Source organism: Tenacibaculum crassostreae (genome assembly GCF_964512405.1).
GTDB lineage: Bacteria > Bacteroidota > Bacteroidia > Flavobacteriales > Flavobacteriaceae > Polaribacter > Polaribacter crassostreae.
Map to the genome: position 1 here is coordinate 164,964 of NZ_CAZELE010000005.1, position 20,701 is coordinate 185,664.

Sequence of the window (20,701 nt, forward strand, 5' to 3'; positions counted from 1 at the left end):
AAAAGGGAACCAAATTGGTTCCCTTTTTTTTATTCTTCTTCGTCACTACTTTTAACTTCAAAAAAACTAAAAACATTTCCACCATAACGCTTATCGTAACTATGGTTTGGGTGAGAAGTTAAATCGGTATGTTTAGAGTGCTCTATAATTAAAACACCGTCGTCATTTAGCAAATCACGCTCAAAAATTACATCTGCAATTTTCAAAAACTGAGCTTCTTCAAAATCATAAGGAGGGTCAGCAAAAATTACATCAGTTTTTAGGGGAGTTTTTTCTAAGAATTTATATACATCGCTTTTGTAGGTGTTAATATCCATATCTAACTCTTTTGAAGTTTGATTGATGAACTTTACACATCCAAAATTAGCATCAACAGCATAAATTGTTTCTGTTCCTCTTGAAGCAAATTCGTAACTTATATTTCCTGTTCCTGCAAACAAATCTAAAACTGAAATATTCTCGAAATAGTAGAAATTGTTTAAGATGTTAAAAAGTGATTCCTTAGCCATATCAGTCGTAGGACGTACAGGTAAGTTTTTCGGAGCAGAAATTCGTTTACTTTTATATTTTCCAGAAATAATTCGCATTAGCTTATTAGTATAAAATTAGCGTGGTTTGTAAAATCTTCACTGTCAGCAAAGAAATTGTTAATAGTGTTCATAAAGTGAATATTACGAACGTAAGCATATGTTATTAAGTATAAGTCTGATTCTTTTTCAATATCGCCAATAAAGGTCAATTGAAAGCTATCAGGATCCATTTCAAGCTGTTCAGCAGTAAATAGTATATAGTATATAAAATCTTCTTTTGTACTATAAGAAAATGAATTGTAAAAAATAAGCTTACCTTCCTTACAAATAACAATATCAAGCTCATTTTGTGAAACATAAACAAAAAATTGTTGCTCTGAATTTTCTTTCGAATAGCTCAGTAACTTATCTATTAATACTGTTGAGTGGTGTTTGTATTCAAATTCTCCAAAATTTTGAAACAGATAGTTGTTGATGTTTACATAAGGGATGTACACATTACTTGCACTTGTAGTATCCAATACATCGTATGTAATAAAATCTGTTTTTAATGTTTTAACTGTGTAGTTTAGGTAAGGAGCTAAGTTATTTCTATCAAAAAGTTGATTAGGAACTAAAGTAGCCAAATTGTTTTGATGTATGGCAAATACTGAAGAAAAATCTTGTTGTAAATCTTTATCAGAATTAAAGATTTTTATGATTTCTTCTAACAATAACTCAGGTGTTTTTATTGAATTAGAGAAGTTGTATTTACTAAAGAGTATGGGCTCTTTAGTCTCTGAGTTAGAGATACAAAAAGAAAATCCATCCAAACTAAATTGGATGGATAGACTTTTATATTGCGCAATAGCGCTTGTTTTTTTAGTCTTCTTTAACAACTACTTCACCTTTATCGTAAAATGGAGGCCAGTTACCACCAGTAGTTACTTCAGTTAATGAACCTACAGATACAAATTCTCCTTTTACTTGGTCAGATTCGATAGCTTCTAACTCTTGTTTAATTAATGAAGGATTCATTCCTTTTAAGATTGGCTTTTTAGCAACTTTTGCTTCAAAAACAGGTACTTCTAATCCTGCAACTTTTTCAACTTGTCCAGTAGCTAATTCAAATTGTTCATCAGTACCTGGTACACTAAACATGTTTTTGTAATCTTTACCTACAAAATACTTAGAAACAGGTTCGTAACCAATAGTGTCTACTTGTTTTTTAGATACTTTTACTTTAATTCCACCACCTCTGTCTTCTTCAACTTCAATGTTTTTAGTTTCAGTTAACGCTAATTGTCCGTTTTCAATAAAGCTAAGTAATGAGTCTTTACTATTTGTATATGTTCCGTGTACTTCTTTATATTTTACTTCAGCATCACGAATTAATTTTAAATTCTTAATAACTTTAGCATAACGTACTTTTTTATCTTTGTTAAAATTAATTGGCTCCATAATTCCACCATAAATTTTATACGCTAAAAATACAGTTGCACCTAATAATAATAATGAAACTAACCATCTCATTTTTAGAGGTACAAATTTAACAACAAGTACAGCTAAAATAAATGCAACTACAACAGCTGCTAAAATCATTAATAATAAATTCATTTTTTTAATTTTTAATATATGATATTCGCAAATCTACAACTTTTTTTCAATGAAGAAAATAATTATTTAGAAATAGCTTTATCTTTGAATATTATTTAAAATATGATACAAACTGCCCCAAAATTCTACAAAGAAATACTTCAAAAGTTTCCGTATGAACCTACACAAAAGCAAAGTGAATTATTAGATGTTTTAACGAATTTTATTTTTTCAGATGATAATCGTGCGTTGTTTATGTTAAAAGGATACGCGGGTACAGGTAAAACAACAATAATTAGTACGGTAGTACATAATTTATGGAAGATTGGGCAAAAAGCAGTTTTGCTAGCTCCTACAGGTCGTGCAGCTAAGGTAATCTCTGGGTACTCGAACAGACAAGCATTTACGATTCATAAAAAAATTTATTTTCCTAAAAAGCAAGGTAATGGTGGAGTGAGTTTTGTTATGCAACCGAATAAACATACCGATACACTTTTTATTGTAGATGAAGCTTCGATGATTTCTGACGAAAAGCAACATGCTAAATTGTTTGAAAATGGTTCTTTGTTAGATGATTTAATCTCGTATGTATATTCTGGAAAGAATTGTAAAATTATTTTTATAGGTGATACAGCGCAGTTACCACCCGTTAAATTAACGATGAGTCCTGCTCTTGAAGCGGATAGACTTTCGCTTGAATTTAATAAAGAAGTTACTGAGATAGAGTTGGATGAAGTTGTACGACAAGAAGAAGGTTCAGGGATTTTAGCAAACGCAACAGATTTACGTTTGCTAATTCAAAATGAATCTACTCATTTTCAGTTTGATGTAAATTACCCTGATATTATCCGTTTACAAGATGGGTATGATATTCAAGATGCCATTACAACTGCTTACGATGGCGATATAGGTGTTGAAGATACTGCGATTATTGTACGTTCTAATAAACGAGCCAACCAATACAATCAGCAAATACGAACGAAGATTCGCGGACAAGAAAACGAGATTTCTACAGGTGATTATGTAATGGTAGTGAAAAACAATTACTATTGGCTAAAAGATTCGTCTTCTGCTGGTTTTATTGCTAATGGAGATATTTGCGAGGTAATGCGTATCAATCAAATTAAAGAGTTATACGGGTTTAAATTTGCTGAAGTAGAAGTTAGAATGATTGATTATCCTGATATGAAACCTTTTGAAACGGTATTGTTATTAGATACATTAAGCAGTGAAAGTCCGTCATTAACTTACGAAGAATCCAATCGTTTATACGAAGCCGTAAAAGAAGATTTTGCGCATGAAAAATCGAAATACAAGCAGTTTATGGGCGTAAAAAAGAATAAGTATTTTAATGCACTTCAAGTAAAGTTTTCGTATGCGATGACTTGTCATAAATCACAAGGAGGTCAATGGAAAACTGTTTTTATTGAGCAACCTTATTTACCAGATGGTGCATCAGTAGAATATCTACGATGGCTATATACAGCAGTTACCCGTGCGCAAGAAAAATTGTATTTAATTGGTTTTAAAGATGAGTATTTTTTAGAGTAAGGGTAAAATCAACAGTATTTTACTTTTCAATATGTTAGGGTTTTGTTAATACGATTTAAACTCACGCTAAAAAAGTTACATTTGTGTATCAATCAAACTATGTAATATGCACAAAAAAGTACTTTTTCTGTTTTCTTTTTTATTGATTTCTACATCAATAAATGCACAAAAACCACAAAAGTTAACTTCAAATCAGATTTACGAGAAAATTCAAAAACTAAACTTTTTAGGTTCGGTTTTATACGTAGCGGCGCATCCTGATGATGAAAACACGCGTTTAATTGCCTATTTAGCAAATAAAGAAAAAGCAAGAACAGCATATCTATCATTAACTCGTGGTGATGGTGGGCAGAATTTGATTGGACCAGAAATGCGTGAGTTGTTAGGTGTTATTCGTACACAAGAGTTGTTAGCTGCGAGAAGAGTAGATGGAGGTGAGCAACGTTTTACCAGAGCTAATGATTTTGGTTATTCAAAGCATCCAGATGAAACACTACAAATTTGGGATAAAGAAAAAGTATTAGCCGATGTAGTTTGGGCAATTCGTACGTTTAAACCAGATGTAATCATCAATCGTTTTAACCACAGAACACCAGGTACTACACACGGTCATCATACATCATCAGCAATGTTAAGTGTTGAGGCTTTCGACTTGGCAGGAGATAAATCGAAATATCCTGAACAATTAGAACATACCAATATTTGGAATCCGAATCGTTTGTTTTTTAATACTTCATGGTGGTTTTACGGAAGTGAAGAAATGTTTGAAAAAGCAGATAAAAGTAAGATGCTAAATTTTGATATTGGAACGTATTATCCTTTAAAAGGATTGTCGAATAATGAATTGGCATCTATAGCAAGCAGCCAACATTTATGTCAAGGATTTGGTAGGTTAACTACAAGAGGAAGTCAAACCGAATATGTCGAATTTTTAAAAGGTGAATTTCCAAAGGATAAAAAAGATATATTTTCTGGAATTAATACTACTTGGAACCGAATAAAAGGTGGTGGAGAGATTGGTGATATTTTATACAAAGTTGAAGAAAATTTCGATTTTGTGAATCCGTCTAAGCATCTTCCAGAATTATTAAAAGCCTATAAAATGGTTCGTCGATTGGAAGATTCGCATTGGAGAAATATTAAAACTAATGAGCTAAAAGAAATAATCAAAGCTTGTGCTGGTTTGTATTTAGAAGCTTCAGCAGAAAGTTCAAGCGCCACACCAAATAGTACGGTTGATGTTACTTTTGAAGTGTTGAATAGGAGTACTATTTCTATGGATTTAGCATCAATCACAATTCTTCCCAAAGGAAAAAACATTAAAAAACAACTAGATTTAGCTCCGAATAGCAAACAAAACTTTAAAGAAAAAATAAGTATTGCTAATAACATTACTTATTCTTCGCCATATTGGTTAACGAATCCTTGGGATTTAGGAATGTACAATGTAAAAAATCAAAAACTTAGAGGAAATCCTGAATCTAACAGACCTATTCAAGTTCAATATAATTTAGTTGTCGAAAATCAGCCAATTGCATTTACAATTCCTGTAATACACAGGTATGCAAAACGTGATGCAGGAGAAATTTATGAACCGTTTGAAGTACTACCAAAAGTAACCACAAAATTGAACAATAAGGTATTAATTTTTGCTGATGCAATTGCTCAAAAGGTTACTGTTGAAGTTAGATCTGGAGATAAAAACACTGTTGGAAAAGTGAGTTTACAAGCTCCAAAAGGTTGGAAGGTTACTCCGAGTGAAGTTGATTTTTCGATAGCTCAAAAAGGAGATATTCAACAAGTTGAATTTACAGTAATTCCTACCGAAAAAGAATCAGAAGGTGTACTTAAAGCTATAGCTACTGTTGAAAGAAAAGAGTATGATAAAGAACTGATTGGGATTAATTACAATCACATACCTAAGCAATCGGTTTTATTACCATCGCAAGCAAAAGTAGTACGTTTAAACATTCAAAAAGATGGAAGTAAAATAGGATACATACAAGGTTCTGGTGATGCAATTCCCGAAAACTTACGCCAAATAGGTTATGAAGTAACTGAGTTAAATGTAAATGACATAAACGGAAATTTGAGTCAGTTTGATGCCGTTGTTGTGGGGATTAGAGCATATAACACAAAAAAAGAGTTGCAGTTTAAGCAAAAGTATTTGTTAGATTATGTAAAAAACGGAGGTAATTTAATTGTGCAATACAACACCAATAGAGGAGTAGATGTACAAGCGCCTTATGAGTTACAACTGTCTCGTGATAGAGTAACAGATGAACATTCAAAAGTAACCATGATAGCTAAAGAACATTCGGTTTTAAATTATCCAAATACAATTACTGATACAGATTTTGATGGATGGGTACAAGAGCGCGGACTGTATTTTCCTAATAAATGGAGTAAAGAATATACACCAATACTATCAATGAATGATAAAGGAGAGTCTGCTAAAACAGGAAGTTTATTAATAGCTAAGTATGGTAAAGGTAATTATATATATACCGGTTTAAGCTTTTTTAGAGAATTACCAGCTGGTGTTTCAGGAGCGTATAAATTGTTTGCTAATCTATTATCGATTAAAGAAAATAAGATTGATGAGAAATAATTAAAAAGATTTTATTATTTCATCATACACAAAACAATAATAATCATGAAACCTTGGAAGCAATATGTTTTCGAGGTTTTTTGTTCTTTTTAAAGTTTCTAAAGGAAATAATTTTAACTCGTCTACTTCTTCTTTTTGAAGTGTTAAATCACAAATAGGAGAAGTTAATTCAGCAATAAAAACATGGTGGAATTCATTATCAATAACTCCGTTTGGATGCGTAATCATATGTTTACGAGTTCCTATTTTATATAGATTTTCAGGATGGAGCGAAAAACCAATTTCTTCTTTTACTTCACGTAGTGCAGCGATTTTCACATTCTCACCAGCAGCTATATGGCCTGCAACGGATATATCCCAAAGTCCAGGAAAAACCTTTTTTGTTGAAGCGCGTTTTTGTAATAAGATTTGTTGTTCTTTGGTATATAACCAAACGTGAATAGTGGGATGAAAATAACCGTGTTTATGCGCTTCGGATTTTAAACAAGTTTTACCAGTGTACTTACCAAATTCGTCAACAATATCAATTAATTCATCCATGACATAAAAGTAATAAAAATAAAAGCGTCATTCCGAGGAAGAATAACAAAGGAATCTAAAAAAGATTACTTCACTTCGTTCGCAATGACGCTTTTTTAATTTATGTTTTTTAGTTTATTTAAAATAAGAGAAATCTTCTCCGTCTTCAATCTTTAATAAACTTTCGTAAATCATTTTAATCACGTTTTCTACATCTTCACGATGAACCATTTCAACCGTTGTATGCATATAGCGTAACGGTAATGAAATTAATGCAGAAGCAACACCACCATTACTATAAGCAAAAGCATCAGTGTCAGTCCCTGTTGCTCTTGATAAAGCAGAACGTTGAAAAGGAATGTTGTTAGCTTCAGCGGCATCAATAATTAAATCGCGTAACTTTTGTTGCACAGCAGGAGCATAAGCTACCACAGGACCTTTTCCTAGTTCTAAATGACCTTCTTTTTTCTTATCGATCATTGGGGTAGTGGTATCGTGAGTTACATCGGTAACGATAGCTACATTAGGCTTAATAGTTTGTGTAATCATTTCAGCACCACGCAAACCAATTTCTTCTTGCACAGAATTGGTGATGTATAAACCGAAAGGTAATTTTTTCTTGTTTTCGTGTAGTAAACGAGCAACTTCAGCAATCATAAATCCACCCATACGATTATCTAAAGCACGACAAACAAATTTATTTTCGTTTAAAATATGGAATTCATCAGGGTAGGTAATAACACATCCTACATGCACACCTAGTTCTTCTACTTCTTCTTTAGTAGCGCAACCTACATCAATAAAAATATTATCTGGTTTAGGTGCTTCTTCTTTAGCTTTGTTACGAGTATGTATAGCTGGCCAACCAAAAACACCTTTTACAATTCCGTTTTTGGTATGAATGTTTACAACTTTACTTGGTGCAATTTGATGGTCAGATCCTCCATTACGGATTACATAAATTAATCCGTTTTCTGAAATATAGTTTACATACCAAGAAATTTCATCAGCATGTCCTTCAATAACTACTTTATATTTTGCATCTGGATTGATAACTCCAACAGCAGAACCATACGTATCGGTGATAAATTCATCAACATAAGGTTTTAGATAGTCCATCCAAATTTTTTGCCCTTCCCACTCGTATCCTGTAGGGGCAGCATTGTTTAAATATTTTTCTAAGAAGTCTAACGACTTTTTATTTAAGATTGATTTATTTTTAGCCATACTATTTTATAATTAGTTATTCTTCTTCCTCTTTTTTAGGATCTGCTCCCCAAAAACGTCTTTGCTCTCGGTATTCTTGCTCTTGTTTTATCTGTTCAGGAGTTAATACTTTTAAAAACGAAGGATGTTGTTCTATCGCATATTCAATTTTTTCAACAATAGTAGCCACATCTTCATTTTCGTAATCAATTTCTAAAGGTTCTTTAATAACCATAGATTGAAGTACGTTACGCTTCTTAATCATTAATCCCTTTTTATCAAAAGAACGTCTAAAACCATCAATTACAATAGGAACTACGGTTGGTTTGTAGGTTTTAATAATGTGTGCAGTACCTCTTCTAATCGGCTTAAAAGGGGTGGTTGTTCCTTGCGGAAATGTTATAACCCAACCATCATCTAAAGCCTTACCAATGTTAGAAATATCAGACATTTTTACTTGCCTGTTGATGTCTTTTCCAGCGCTTCTCCATGTTCTTTCAACAGAAATAGAGCCTACATAGGCAAATATTTTAGGAAGTAAACCAGAACGCATTGTTTCGCCCGCAGCGATATAGTACATGTTTAGCTTTGGTCTCCATAAATATCCAATATTCCTGATGTTTTCATCTCTACCTTTAAGTGCAGCATTAAACACATGAAACATGGCAGCAACATCAGCAAAATAAGTTTGGTGATTCGATATAAATAAAACGTTTTCTTCTGGTAAACTACGTAAAACGTCCATTCCTTCAATTTGTAAGTCATTGAATTTACGATAACGACCGTGAGAAATTAACCCTAAAGTTTGAATTAAAAATCGTTTAATAAATAGTATATGTCCGAACGGATTCCTTTTAAATAAAGGCATTATTATTGGTTTTTATTAGTCGAATAAGCTAAATTACAAAAGAATTATAGAATAGCCTTATTTTAATAAATCTTTAATTTCTGACAACATCATTGCGGTAGCTCCCCAAACAATGTAATTGTTTAGTTTAAAGCATGGTACCTCGATATTTTTCATATAAGAAGTTTCCATAGCTACTTGAGTTAAATTATTGTCGTCTAACAAATCGCTTAGTAAAACTTCTATAACTTCAGCAACTTCTTCATTTGGGGTGAAAATCGGAGTGTTTTTTGTAATACCTATAAACGGAGCAACTAAAAAATTACTGGGTGGTATATAAGCATCAGAAGTTTGACGGATAATTTTTATAGATTTTGAAGAAATTCCAACTTCTTCATAGGTTTCTCTTAGCGCGGTTTCTTGTAAGTTTTGGTCATTCTCATCAATTTTTCCACCAGGAAAACTAATTTGTGAAGAATGCGCTCCATTATAACTTGCTCTTTCAGTTAATAAAAAACGAGTTTGATTATTTTTATCAGGATAAAACAATGCTAAAACCGCTGCTTTTTTAGGATTTTTATTTAGGATTAATTCTTCAGAAAAGCGCGTTCGCAATTTAGGAGCTAGCTTAAATTGTGATGTTAAGCCTCCTAATTGTTTTTGTTGTAATTCTTCTATTTGATTGATAAAATCAGAAAAAATCATTCGTTTTTTAGTATTTTAGAACAAACTTATCAATTTAGCTGACAAAAGCGTTATGTTTTGGCTTGAATTTTGATTTGTGTTTGTAGAATTAATTTAACATAAATGAGTAAAGAAAATAAATACCAAAAATTAGCATTGAGTTTGTTGTTTGACGCTATTGGATACGTTTCGTATTTAATTCCAGGAATAGGAGAGTTGTCTGATATTATTTGGGCACCTGCATCAGCTTACTTAATGACAAAATTATACAAAGGAAACAAAGGTAAAATTGCTGGAGCTATAGCTTTTATTGAAGAAGCAATGCCAGGGTTAGATGTTGTGCCAACATTTACGTTAATGTGGTTATTTACCTATGTGTTTTCTTCTAAAGAATCGAAAAAGACAATTGAAGTTTAATTAGTTTTGTTGCTTTAGATAAAACAAAAAGGCTACCATTTGGTAGCCTTTTTTATTAGAAATAGTTTCTATTATTTTTTGATGAATTTCTTAATCATTCGTTCTTCACCGTCATTTATTTCTAAGAAATACACTCCTTGTTTTAAAGTACTAACATCAATTGTGTCGTTTACTAAAATACCAGAAGTAATAGCTTTTCCGATTATAGACTTAATACTATAGGTTACAGTATTAGTGTCGTCACTTTGTAATTCAACGTTTATTACGCTTCCTGTAACTGGGTTAGGATACATTCTAAAGCCTTCTTCAGCTAAATCTAAATCAGCATCCATTTGATATAAATGCGTAATAGTGTTGCTTGAAGCTAAACCTTTTGCTGTTGTAGTACCAGTTTTACCAGTAATAGTTACTTGATCGATAAAAATTTGATCAGCATTAGCAGAAGCATCGTTTTGGAAACGGAACTGCGCATTGCTAACAAAATTGAAATTGTTTTTATCTAAAACTACAGTAGCAGTATAGAAACTAGTGTTTTCAAAATCGGTACCGCTAACATATGCTGCAACTGTTTGCCAAGTGTTTCCGTCGAAATAACGTAACCAGAAATCTTCTCCAGTTTCCATACTATAAGAATAGAAATAGAATTCAACTTCAACAGTATCATAAGATGTTAAATCATAACTTTCTGAAGTCATAGATGAAGCAACCCCTGAATTATCTCTTAATCTAATTGAGTAATTACCTTCATAAGAAAGAGAACCTGAGTAACGTGCACAATCACTTCCTCCGTCTGCCCAATTATCCCATCCACTTTCAAAATACGATTGAGATAAGATTGTACTAGTACTTGTAGGAATAGATTTTGTAGTTACTCCAATTACATTACTTGCAGATGAAACGTTACCAGCTTCGTCAATAGCTTTTATTGAGAATGTATAGTTTGTTGCTGCTGTTAATCCAGTAACTGAATAGTTTGTTGTTGTAACGGTAGCTATTTTAGTAGTTCCTTGATATACTTCATATCCTGTAACTCCAACATTATCAGTAGAAGTAGTCCAAGCTAAATCAGCAGAAGTTTGTTGTACATTAGAAACAACTAAGTTAGAAGGTGCAGTTGGTGCTTCAGTATCAGGAACAGCTAATGTGGTTATGTATACTTTATTGCTTAATGCAGAAATATTACCTGCTTCATCTAATGCTTTAATAGAATAATTGTAAGCAGTATCAGCAGTTAAACCTGTAACACCGTAATTTGTCGTTGTTACGGTTGCTATTTTAGCATCGTTTTGATACACTTCATATCCTGTTACAGCAACATTATCTGTAGAAGCAGTCCAATTTAAATCAACAGAAGTTTGCGTTAAATTAGATGTAATTAAGTTAGCAGGAGCAGTTGGTGCTTCGGTGTCTACTGAACCTCCACCATCAACAGTATGTGTTCCTAAGCCAGAAAAAGTATTACTAGCTAATACATCCCATTCTGCAGTAGCGTAGGTAGTATTAGGTGATTTTATTGATGATTTTCTTTGCAAAGTTTTGTCTTGTGCAAACGTAGCGCTGCTACTCGGGTTACCAACCACGTCAATTAAAGAAGCTCCTTTAAATAATGCTACAGCATCATTACCGTTAAAGGACATTACACTACTTGTAGTGTTTAAATTAGCTTTACCTTTTAATTCAGTTGATGCACTGTTGTTTACAATAACATACACATTACCATGTGTTAATGTACCGCTTAAAGCTAATGTAGCATCCCAAGAACCACCTCCGTTAGTTGCTTTTTTAACTGAATAGTCAGCTAAGTTAACTGAAGCTCCTGTAAAGTTGGCAATTTCGATAGCTTTGTTGTATGAAGAACCTTCAACATATTCTGAAATTAATAATTCAGAAACATTTCCGCTTCCTCCACCATTAGTAAGAGTTGTTACGTTAACAGTATTGCTAGAAGCAGAAACGTTACCAGCTGCATCGTAAGCTTTAACTGTAAAAGTATATGAAGTTCCTGCAGTTAAGCTAGAAATAGTATAGTTGGTAGCTGTAGTATTACCTACTTGAGTAGATCCGTTAAAAATATTGTATCCTGCTACTGCGGTATTATCAGTAGAAGCAGTCCAGTTTAAATCAACAGAAGTTTGTGTAATGTTAGAAGCAACTAAACCACTTGGTGCAGTAGGTGCTTGAGTATCGTTGTTGTTACCACCAGTATTAAATAAATTTTGTGCTTGAGGACCTCCCCAAATTTGTGTTGCAAAAGCAGGATTATCAACAAAAGGATTTCTGTTTCCTTGCATTTGCTCTAACACAGGGTTGCGTTGCATTTCAATAGTTGAAACAGGATCTTCAGCATTCCATTGTAAGAATAAATCAATCATGTTCGGATCTGTAGGTACTGTATTACCTATACCAACTCCAGTTGGTAAACATTGATTTCCGTAACGTAAGTACATGTACATCATCATACGAGCTACGTCACCTTTCCACTCATCACCAGGGTACCAGTAACCTTCTGTGGTAATGTATGAAGGAGTTCCGCTACCAGCAGCAAACTTACGGTTACTTCTTGAAGAGTTTCTTTGCGCATCTGCTGGTCGTAAGTTATGTGCATCAGCACCTGGACCAGTAGTTCCTAAATTTGGATTTGCTAAAGATTTTGAATAGACGTGTTCGCGATTCCAAACTCCTGAACCACTTCCGTGGTTATCTTTACCACGAGTTCTGTCGTTTGTAATGTCGGCATCAGAATCGTCCCAACCATAAATTAACACAACTTTTGTGTTATCAGTTGGATCAATGTCAGTTTGCTTTAAAGCATTCCATACATCAGGTGTATAAGTTAAGACAGATGTATGACTTCCAATAATTTTTGTTGCTAATTCATCTTTTAATGCTGAACCTGTTAAGTTCATGTTTACATCGTTATAGTAAGATGGAATTTGTGAAAATATTGACAAGGATGTTGTCAATAAAAATAATAGTAGTAGTTTTTTCATGTATTTGATATTAAGGGGCTTATAAAACCGCAACAAAATAACAATTTTTGTTAGGTTAACTATGTTACCTTAATGTTAAGGAATGACAAAATATTAACAAGATATTAACATTTATAAATAAAATACAGCCTTATTAGATACTAATAAGGCTGTATTTGGTTTGTACAATTAAAAAATTACTTTTTTATAATTTTTTTAGTGAATGATTTTTGACCATCATTTACTTCAAGTATATAAATACCTTTTTTAAGATCTGTAAGATCGATGTCGTTATGAGAAACTTTTCCACTTACTACTTTTTGTCCAACTAAAGTTACAATAGTAAAAGTAGCATTTCTATCATCAGCTAGTTTAACATTAACAACCTCGGCAGTTGGGTTTGGAGAAACACTTGCGTTGAAGATTGGTTCTTCGTTTCCTAATTCTCCATCAATAGTAATTAAATTTGTATCTAAACCTTTTGCACTGCTACCAATATTTACTGTATAATCTTCAACCTCACCGTAAGAGAAAGTTTCACAAGCTGTAGGAGCTCCGTTCCATTTCATAGAAACACGCATTCTTGTAGTTCCAGATAAAGCTGAAGTAGGTACATTAAAGTTGTATGATAGGTTACCAGAACTTGATGAAGAACCGCTAACTACTTCTTCAGAAGATTCAAAAGTTCCGTTTTTATTAAAATCAATCCAAACTTTCCAATATTCAGTATAAGAAGAACTAGCAAAACCAGCACTTACAATAATCGTATTGCTTCCATAAGGTAAATTACCAGTTAAAGCTGTAAAGTCTGCATATCCTCCGTTAGTTCTTGTAGCATTAGAAATTCCACCAATAGCAACGTTATCAATCCACTCATAATTTACATTGTTTCCCTTTGTGTTACAGTAAGAAATTACATTCGCTTTAGTTGTAATACCTAAAGTGTTACTAGCACTAGAAATATTATCTGCAGCGTCTTTAGCTTTTACAGTAAATGTATAATTAGTACTAGCAGTTAAACCAGTAACATTATAGTTAGTAGTTGTAACTGTTGCAAGTTTAGTAGCACCTTGATAAACATCATATCCAGTAACAGCCACATTATCAGTAGCTGCTGTCCAGCTTAAATTTACAGATGTTTGTGTAATATTTGATCCGGCTAAATTAGTAGGAGCAGTAGGAGCAGTAGTATCTGGAGTTGGTGTTACACCTCCATCAATACTGTGGTTTCCTAATCCACTAAACGTATCTTTTGCTAGTGTGTTCCACTCTGAAGTTATGTAACTACTGTTAGGAGATTTTACTGAAGATTTTCTTTGTAAAGTAACATCTTGAGCAAAAGTTGATGAACTATTAGGGTTACCTATCAAATCGATAAGTGTACTACCTTTAAATAAACCTACAGCATCATTTCCGTTAAAAGAAAGTACACTAGTATCGGTTCTATTCGCTTTGTTTAAAATAGTAGTAGTAGCACTGCTGTGAGCAATTACATATACACTTCCGTTTGTTAATTGTCCGCTTAAAGTAAGCGTATTAGACCAACCACCACCGTTTGATGCTTTCTTTAAAGAATAACCAGATAAGTTAACCGTAGCACCAGTAAAGTTAGCTATTTCAATAGCTTTATTGTTAGAAGAACCTTCAACATATTCAGAAATTAATAAATCTGTAGCTGTACCAGAAGAAGGTGTTGAAGCTGTTGTTACTGAAACAGAGTTACTAGCAGTAGAAATATTATTCGCAGCATCTTTAGCTTTTACAGAAAAAGAATAATTTGTAGCAGCAGTTAACCCAGTAACTTTATAATTAGTAGTTGTAACAGTAGTTATTTTAGTCGCTCCGTTAAATACATCATAACCAGTAACAGCAACATTATCAGTAGAAGCTGCCCAGTTTAAATCAACTGTAGTTTCAGTAATGTTTGAAGCTACTAAGTTAGATGGAGCTGTTGGTGCTTGAGTATCGTTGTTGTTACCTCCACCGTTTCCAAATAAATCTTCAGCTTGTGCACCTCCCCAAATTTGGGTAGCAAACGCTGGGTTATCAATAAAAGGATTACGGTTACCTTGTAAGCCTTCTAAAATAGGGTTACGTTGTTTTTCAAAATCAGAAACAGGATCTTCAACATTCCATTGAATAAATAAAGAAAGCATGTTTGCATCTGAAGCCATAGCTGAACCAGTACCAACATTGGTAGGTAAACACTGACTTCCGTAACGTAAGTACATGTACATCATCATACGAGCAACATCACCCTTCCACTCATCACCAGGGTACCAACCACCAGTAACATCACCAGCATTACCTGACCCAGTAGCAAATTTTTTACTACTTCTTTGAGAGTTGAATGAAATATCAGCAGGTCTAATATGGTGAGCATCTGCTCCTGGGCCTGAAGTTCCTAAATTAGGGTTTCCTAACGATTTTGGATACACGTGCTCTCTGTTCCATTGAGTTCCCGCTGTACCACCACTTGCGTCTTTACTACGAGTTCTGTCAGTAACATAATTACCATCAGTATCGTTATAACCGTAAATTAATAAAACTTTTGATGAATTTGTAGGATCTAAATCAGTTTGCTTTAAAGCATCCCATACTCCTGGAGTGTACGATAAGTTGGTAGTGTGTGTACTAATGATTTTTGTTGCTAATTCATTTTTTAACGCAGTACCAGTTAAATTTAAGTTTACATCATTATAATATGACGGAACTTGTGCAAATATTGATAAAGAAGAAATCAATATAAGAAGGGGTAGAAGTTTTTTCATGTAAATGAACTTATGTATTGAAATTTTGTTAATTCGCTGCAAATCAATAAAATTTACTCATCATAAATGTTATCAAAATGTTAACAATCAATACGCTAGTTCTAATGGAAAACTAGATACTGTTTTTTCCTTTATTTTACGTAAATTTGCAGGCTAAATTTAGAGATTGATTATGAAGATATCATACAATTGGTTAAAACAATTTTTACAAACTGAATGGGAGGCTGAAAAAACAGGTGAATTATTAACTGATTTAGGTCTTGAAGTAGAAGGAATAGAAAAAGTTGAAAGTATTAAAGGAAGTTTACAAGGAGTTGTTGTTGGTGAAGTAAAGACATGTGTAAAACACCCGAATGCTGATAAATTAAAAGTTACTACGGTTGATTTAGGAGATGGTAGCCCAGTGCAAATTGTTTGTGGAGCACCAAATGTAGATGCAGGTCAAAAAGTACCAGTAGCTACTGTGGGTACTATGTTGTATGATGAAAAAGGAGAAAGATTTAAGATTAAGAAAGGAAAGATTAGAGGAGAAGAAAGTCATGGAATGATTTGTGCCGAAGATGAATTAGGTTTAGGTAAAGGTCATGACGGAATTATGATTTTAGATGAATCTCTAGCTCCTGGAACTCCTTGTTCTGAAGTGTTTAATATAGAAACTGATTACGTGTTTGAAATAGGTTTAACACCTAACCGTTCAGATGCAATGAGTCATTTTGGTGTAGCACGCGATTTACGTGCAGGCTTAATTCAACAAGGAACAAATATTGAGTTAATTTCTCCTTCGGTATCAGATTTTCACGTAGATGAACGTACACATAAGATTGATATTGAAGTTGAAGATAAAGATTTAATTCCTCGTTATTGCGGAATTACAATTACTGATGTAACAGTAAATGAATCTCCAGAATGGATTCAAAACCGACTAAAAGCAATTGGTTTAGCACCTAAAAATAATATTGTTGATATTACGAATTATGTGTTACACGAATTAGGGCAACCTTTGCATGCTTTTGATGCTTCAACAATTAGAGGAGGTAAAGTAGTTGTAAAACCGTTAGAAGAAGGAACTAAGTTTACAACCTTAGATGATGTTGAAAGAGAGTTGTCTTCTGAAGATATTATGATTTGTGATGCAGATAACAACCCATTATGTATTGGAGGTGTTTTCGGAGGAGCAAAATCAGGAGTTACTGAAAACACACACACAATTTTCTTAGAAAGTGCATATTTTAATCCGGTTTCTGTTCGTAAAACAGCAAAACGCCACGGGTTAAACACCGATGCTTCTTTCCGTTTTGAGAGAGGAATCGATATCAATTTAACCAAGTATGCATTAAAAAGAGCCGCTTTATTAATTGAAGAATATGCAGGCGGAAAATTATCTTCAGATATTTTAGATTTCTATCCGGTAAAATTAGAAGATTTTGAAGTGTTCTTATCATTTGAGAATGCGTATAAGTTAATCGGACAAGAAATTCCGAAGGAAACTATTAAAAAGATTTTAGCTTCGTTAGATATTAAAATTAATAGTGTTACTGAAGCTGGTTTAGGGTTGGTTGTACCATCTTACAGAACTGATGTACAACGTGAAGCTGATATTATTGAAGAAATTTTACGTGTATATGGGTACAACAATATTGAGTTTTCTCATAAACTAAACACGTCAATTTCTTTTGACAACGATAAACAAGTTAAGATCGAGAATGTTGTAGCAGACCAATTATCATCGTTAGGATTTAACGAAACAATGGCAAACTCTTTAACAAAAGCTGATTATATCGAATTATCAGAAAACTTAAATGAAGAGTACAATGTTGAAATGTTAAATCCGTTGAGTAACGATTTAAAAGTAATGCGTCAATCACTATTATTTAGTGGATTGGAGTCGGTTGCTTACAACATCAACAGAAAAAATAACGCACTAAAGTTTTATGAGTTTGGTAAAACATATCATAAATACGAAAGCGGATATCAAGAGGACAAGCACTTAACCTTGTTTGTTACGGGAAATAGAGTTAAAGATAGTTGGAAAACAACGTCACAAACATCAGATTTCTTTTACATGAAAGGAATTATTACAGGTGTTTTAGAGCGTTTAGGAATTGCTAACGTAAAAACGTCTCCTGTTAAAAATGATGTTTTTTCAGAAGGAATTTCTTTAAGTTTAGGTAAAACTAAGTTGGTAGAATTTGGAGTTGTTAAAAGAGCTGTTTTAAAAGAATTTTCTATCAAACAGGAAGTGTTGTTTGCTGATTTTAACTGGCATAATATTTTAGGTTTAGTTGGAAAAAAGAAAATCAAAGTAACCGATTTGCCTAAATTCCCAGCGGTTAAGCGTGATTTAGCGTTGTTATTAGACAACAAAGTTGAGTTTAAAGAAATTTACAATTTAGCTTTCCAATCAGAAAGGAACTTATTAAAAGAGGTTGATTTGTTTGATGTGTATGAAGGAGATAAGTTACCAGAAGGAAAGAAATCGTACGCAGTGAGTTTTGTGTTACAAGACGAAAACAAAACGTTAGCTGACAAGCAGATTGATAAAATAATGCAAAAATTACAGCAAACATTCGAAAAGAATTTAGATGCTGTTTTAAGATAATTCAGAAGCTCCAAGTGTTTGGGGCTTTTTTTATATTTGATAATTAATTATGTACAAGTTATTCATTCGTCCAATTTTCTTTTTGTTTGATCCAGAGAAGATTCATCATTTTACATTTTCATTAGTTAAGTTCTTATCTAAAATACCTTTTGTTTCTTCAGTTTTTAGAGGAATGTATCAAGTAAATGATAAACGATTAGAACGTAATTTATTCGGATTAACCTTTAAAAATCCGGTAGGTTTAGCTGCGGGTTTCGATAAAAATGCGGTGTTGTATAACGAATTGGCTGATTTTGGTTTTGGTTTTATTGAAATAGGAACGGTAACCCCGAAAGGACAAGTTGGAAATCCGAAGAAACGTTTATTCCGTTTAAAAGATGATAAAGGAATTATTAACCGAATGGGGTTTAATAACGAAGGGTTAGAAGCAGCTATTGAGCAGTTAAAAAAGAATAAAGGGAAGTTGCTAATTGGAGGAAATATTGGTAAAAACACCCATACTGCTCCTGAAAATTATACCGAAGATTATCTAACATGCTTTAAAGGATTGCATCCGTATGTAGATTATTTTGTGCTGAATGTAAGTTGCCCAAATGTAAGCAGTCATGCAAAATTAGAAGATGCCGATTATTTAAAAGAATTGATTACCGAAGTTCAAAAATTGAACAATCAAAAAACTACACAAAAACCAGTATTGCTAAAAATTGCTCCAGATTTGAATAATCAACAATTAGATGAAATTATTGAGCTAGTTGCTGAAACTAAAATTGATGGAGTTATAGCGTCTAACACCTCAGTAAATAGAGAAGGTTTAAAAGCTTCGAAAGAACGATTACAAGAAATAGGAAACGGAGGTTTAAGCGGACAACCAGTAAAAGATAGAAGTACTAAAGTTATTAAGTACTTAGCAGATAATTCTAACAAAGCTTTCCCAATAATTGGAGTAGGTGGTATTCATTCAGAAAAAGATGCCTTAGAAAAACTTAATGTAGGTGCCGATTTGATTCAGATTTACACAGGTTTTATTTATGAAGGACCAAGTTTGGTAAAAAGAATCAATAAAGCTATTTTAGCAGAAGGTTAAATTGAGTTAGCTAAATGACCAGAGTTGAATTTATAGAGTTTATAAGAGAATTTAGAAAAGATTTAAAAGAAGATAAATCTAGCTGGAGAAATGTAACTCTAGAAGATTTCTTAGAAGCTATAGAGTCTTATACTGAGGATGTTCAAGGATTTTATGACAATATGCAAATGGATATTGACGCAGATAAACCTACATGGGAAAATTTTAAAACCATTTTAAAAGGGGCTTCTGTTTACGAATAAAAATTTTAAAATTATAAATGCTAGAAACCCTTTTATCTTTTGTTATTGCTACTACTACATTGGCTATTTCACCAGGTCCAGATAATATTTTTGTACTCACACAAAGTATTGTTAACGGTAAAAAATACGGGTTAGCAACCGTTGCTGGTTTAATGACGGGGTGTATTATTCATACAACTTTGGTAGCTTTTGGTGTTTCAGAAATTATCAATCAAAATCCCAAATTATTTTTTGTAATTAAATTATTAGGTGCAGGATACTTGTTGTATTTAGCATATCAAGTATATAAGAGTGATGCTAAAATTGCATTTTCAACTGAAGGTGTAGAGAAGAAATCTACTATGCAATTATTCAAAACTGGTTTTTGGATGAATGTGCTAAATCCGAAGGTAACGATATTCTTTTTGGCATTTTTTCCTCAGTTTTTATTTTCAGAAAGTATCTCAAATGTGATTCAGTTTTATGTGTTAGGAGGACTTTTTATACTTACTTCATTTATTATTTTTTCATCAATAGCGTTGTTAGCAGGTTCAATATCAGATTATATAAAAAGAAATTCCCAAATAGGAGTGTACCTTAAATGGGCTCAAATAATTGTTTTTATTGGTATTGCAGCCTTAATATTAATTTAAAAAATATATTTGCATTCAAAATTTTACTATGAAAAAACTATTGCTATTCTCTTTATTGTTTAGTAGTTCAATCATATTTTCTCAAGAAATAAAATTACCAAAAGGGTGGAGTTTAATATCTCTTAGAGGAAAGCCAGCATACATTAATTTAACCACAGGAAAAGTAACAAGAAAAAAACCTGAAAACACTAAAAAAGTAGAAGAAGAAATTTCTTTTAGTGATGATGACGAAATTTTTGATCCTACTATTACACACACCGTATTAAAAGGTGAAACTGTAAAATCGATAGCAAAAAAATATGATTTAGGTGTTGATGTTTTACAATTATTAAATAGTGAAGAAAAGTTAAAGAGTGTAAAAGTTGGAGATGAAATTATTATAGGATATGCTCATGATATGGAAGAGAAAAAAGAATTCTTAAAAGGAAAGATTAGTATCTTAAAACACGAGCACGAACATTAAA

At 32.6% G+C, this 20,701-nt stretch carries 17 protein-coding genes; 8 read left to right on the forward strand and 9 right to left on the reverse strand.

All coding sequences use genetic code 11. The features are described 5' to 3' along the window. Positions 1 to 29 precede the first annotated feature (29 nt). From ACKTST_RS06095 to ACKTST_RS06105, 3 genes are read right to left on the reverse strand one after another with little or no spacing between them, the layout of a single operon-like run. Positions 30 to 587, reverse strand: a complete 558-nt coding sequence (locus ACKTST_RS06095; RefSeq protein WP_408046861.1) for an RsmD family RNA methyltransferase — start codon at positions 585 to 587, stop codon at positions 30 to 32. Continuing rightward, positions 587 to 1,408, reverse strand: coding sequence for a DUF3822 family protein (locus ACKTST_RS06100; protein ID WP_408046862.1), 822 nt, complete (start codon positions 1,406 to 1,408; stop codon positions 587 to 589). The genes ACKTST_RS06095 and ACKTST_RS06100 overlap by 1 nt, the downstream gene beginning before the upstream one ends. After that, entirely contained in the window at positions 1,392 to 2,126 is a 735-nt protein-coding gene (locus ACKTST_RS06105; RefSeq protein ID WP_408046863.1) for a hypothetical protein, read from the reverse strand. The genes ACKTST_RS06100 and ACKTST_RS06105 overlap by 17 nt, the downstream gene beginning before the upstream one ends. Before the next feature lie 102 nt (positions 2,127 to 2,228). On the opposite strand from ACKTST_RS06105, the gene ACKTST_RS06110 reads away from it, so the two are divergent. Together ACKTST_RS06110 and ACKTST_RS06115 are read left to right on the forward strand one after the other, a co-directional pair. Further along, the gene (locus ACKTST_RS06110; protein WP_408046864.1) at positions 2,229 to 3,656 is read left to right on the forward strand and encodes an ATP-dependent DNA helicase; all 1,428 of its coding nucleotides are present in this window, start codon (positions 2,229 to 2,231) and stop codon (positions 3,654 to 3,656) included. Positions 3,657 to 3,762: 106 nt separating this feature from the next. Continuing rightward, positions 3,763 to 6,267 (forward strand): PIG-L family deacetylase, encoded by a 2,505-nt coding sequence (locus ACKTST_RS06115; RefSeq protein ID WP_408046865.1) that lies wholly within the window; start codon positions 3,763 to 3,765, stop codon positions 6,265 to 6,267. Here ACKTST_RS06115 and ACKTST_RS06120 read toward each other — a convergent pair whose 3' ends face one another. From ACKTST_RS06120 to ACKTST_RS06135, 4 genes are all read right to left on the reverse strand, one after another. Then, the gene (locus tag ACKTST_RS06120) at positions 6,268 to 6,807 is read right to left on the reverse strand and encodes an NUDIX hydrolase (protein ID WP_408046866.1); all 540 of its coding nucleotides are present in this window, start codon (positions 6,805 to 6,807) and stop codon (positions 6,268 to 6,270) included. A gap of 114 nt (positions 6,808 to 6,921) precedes the next feature. After that, positions 6,922 to 8,013 (reverse strand): M42 family metallopeptidase, encoded by a 1,092-nt coding sequence (locus tag ACKTST_RS06125; protein WP_408046867.1) that lies wholly within the window; start codon positions 8,011 to 8,013, stop codon positions 6,922 to 6,924. A gap of 16 nt (positions 8,014 to 8,029) precedes the next feature. Beyond that, positions 8,030 to 8,860 (reverse strand): lysophospholipid acyltransferase family protein, encoded by an 831-nt coding sequence (locus ACKTST_RS06130; RefSeq protein ID WP_408046868.1) that lies wholly within the window; start codon positions 8,858 to 8,860, stop codon positions 8,030 to 8,032. Positions 8,861 to 8,917: 57 nt separating this feature from the next. Beyond that, positions 8,918 to 9,544: an NUDIX hydrolase gene (locus tag ACKTST_RS06135; RefSeq protein WP_408046869.1), complete on the reverse strand. Its 627-nt coding sequence runs from the start codon at positions 9,542 to 9,544 to the stop codon at positions 8,918 to 8,920. A gap of 102 nt (positions 9,545 to 9,646) precedes the next feature. Here ACKTST_RS06135 and ACKTST_RS06140 point away from each other — a divergent pair, with 102 nt between their 5' ends. Continuing rightward, positions 9,647 to 9,940, forward strand: coding sequence for a hypothetical protein (locus tag ACKTST_RS06140; protein WP_408046870.1), 294 nt, complete (start codon positions 9,647 to 9,649; stop codon positions 9,938 to 9,940). Between the two features lie 71 nt (positions 9,941 to 10,011). Here the strand turns inward: ACKTST_RS06140 and ACKTST_RS06145 are convergent, their stop codons facing one another. Together ACKTST_RS06145 and ACKTST_RS06150 are read right to left on the reverse strand one after the other, a co-directional pair. Then, a complete protein-coding gene (locus tag ACKTST_RS06145; protein WP_408046871.1) occupies positions 10,012 to 12,930 on the reverse strand; it encodes an endonuclease in 2,919 nt (972 codons plus the stop codon). A 176-nt stretch (positions 12,931 to 13,106) separates the two neighbouring features. Then, a complete protein-coding gene (locus ACKTST_RS06150; RefSeq protein ID WP_408046872.1) occupies positions 13,107 to 15,680 on the reverse strand; it encodes an endonuclease in 2,574 nt (857 codons plus the stop codon). Between the two features lie 172 nt (positions 15,681 to 15,852). Here ACKTST_RS06150 and pheT point away from each other — a divergent pair, with 172 nt between their 5' ends. Genes pheT through ACKTST_RS06175 form a run of 5 tightly spaced genes read left to right on the forward strand, consistent with a single transcriptional unit; the run spans position 15,853 to position 20,700 of the window. Then, complete coding sequence (gene pheT / locus ACKTST_RS06155; RefSeq protein WP_408046873.1) at positions 15,853 to 18,279, forward strand: phenylalanine--tRNA ligase subunit beta; 2,427 nt, start codon at positions 15,853 to 15,855, stop codon at positions 18,277 to 18,279. A 49-nt stretch (positions 18,280 to 18,328) separates the two neighbouring features. Next, the gene (locus tag ACKTST_RS06160) at positions 18,329 to 19,363 is read left to right on the forward strand and encodes a quinone-dependent dihydroorotate dehydrogenase (protein ID WP_408046874.1); all 1,035 of its coding nucleotides are present in this window, start codon (positions 18,329 to 18,331) and stop codon (positions 19,361 to 19,363) included. A gap of 14 nt (positions 19,364 to 19,377) precedes the next feature. Then, entirely contained in the window at positions 19,378 to 19,605 is a 228-nt protein-coding gene (locus ACKTST_RS06165; protein ID WP_408046875.1) for a DUF7660 family protein, read from the forward strand. A 17-nt stretch (positions 19,606 to 19,622) separates the two neighbouring features. Next, positions 19,623 to 20,237 (forward strand): LysE family translocator, encoded by a 615-nt coding sequence (locus ACKTST_RS06170; protein ID WP_408046876.1) that lies wholly within the window; start codon positions 19,623 to 19,625, stop codon positions 20,235 to 20,237. A gap of 28 nt (positions 20,238 to 20,265) precedes the next feature. After that, a complete protein-coding gene (locus ACKTST_RS06175) occupies positions 20,266 to 20,700 on the forward strand; it encodes a LysM peptidoglycan-binding domain-containing protein (protein WP_408046877.1) in 435 nt (144 codons plus the stop codon). Position 20,701 lies beyond the last annotated feature (1 nt).

Bases quoted from the DNA above. Each gene is read 5' to 3' on its own strand.
- ACKTST_RS06095 (WP_408046861.1), bottom strand. From the start codon at position 587: ATGCGAATTATTTCTGGAAAATATAAAAGTAAACGAATTTCTGCTCCG.
- ACKTST_RS06105 (WP_408046863.1), bottom strand. From the start codon at position 2,126: ATGAATTTATTATTAATGATTTTAGCAGCTGTTGTAGTTGCATTTATT.
- ACKTST_RS06110 (WP_408046864.1), top strand. From the start codon at position 2,229: ATGATACAAACTGCCCCAAAATTCTACAAAGAAATACTTCAAAAGTTT.
- ACKTST_RS06115 (WP_408046865.1), top strand. From the start codon at position 3,763: ATGCACAAAAAAGTACTTTTTCTGTTTTCTTTTTTATTGATTTCTACA.
- ACKTST_RS06120 (WP_408046866.1), bottom strand. From the start codon at position 6,807: ATGGATGAATTAATTGATATTGTTGACGAATTTGGTAAGTACACTGGT.
- ACKTST_RS06125 (WP_408046867.1), bottom strand. From the start codon at position 8,013: ATGGCTAAAAATAAATCAATCTTAAATAAAAAGTCGTTAGACTTCTTA.
- ACKTST_RS06130 (WP_408046868.1), bottom strand. From the start codon at position 8,860: ATGCCTTTATTTAAAAGGAATCCGTTCGGACATATACTATTTATTAAA.
- ACKTST_RS06135 (WP_408046869.1), bottom strand. From the start codon at position 9,544: ATGATTTTTTCTGATTTTATCAATCAAATAGAAGAATTACAACAAAAA.
- ACKTST_RS06140 (WP_408046870.1), top strand. From the start codon at position 9,647: ATGAGTAAAGAAAATAAATACCAAAAATTAGCATTGAGTTTGTTGTTT.
- ACKTST_RS06145 (WP_408046871.1), bottom strand. From the start codon at position 12,930: ATGAAAAAACTACTACTATTATTTTTATTGACAACATCCTTGTCAATA.
- ACKTST_RS06150 (WP_408046872.1), bottom strand. From the start codon at position 15,680: ATGAAAAAACTTCTACCCCTTCTTATATTGATTTCTTCTTTATCAATA.
- pheT (WP_408046873.1), top strand. From the start codon at position 15,853: ATGAAGATATCATACAATTGGTTAAAACAATTTTTACAAACTGAATGG.
- ACKTST_RS06160 (WP_408046874.1), top strand. From the start codon at position 18,329: ATGTACAAGTTATTCATTCGTCCAATTTTCTTTTTGTTTGATCCAGAG.
- ACKTST_RS06165 (WP_408046875.1), top strand. From the start codon at position 19,378: ATGACCAGAGTTGAATTTATAGAGTTTATAAGAGAATTTAGAAAAGAT.
- ACKTST_RS06170 (WP_408046876.1), top strand. From the start codon at position 19,623: ATGCTAGAAACCCTTTTATCTTTTGTTATTGCTACTACTACATTGGCT.
- ACKTST_RS06175 (WP_408046877.1), top strand. From the start codon at position 20,266: ATGAAAAAACTATTGCTATTCTCTTTATTGTTTAGTAGTTCAATCATA.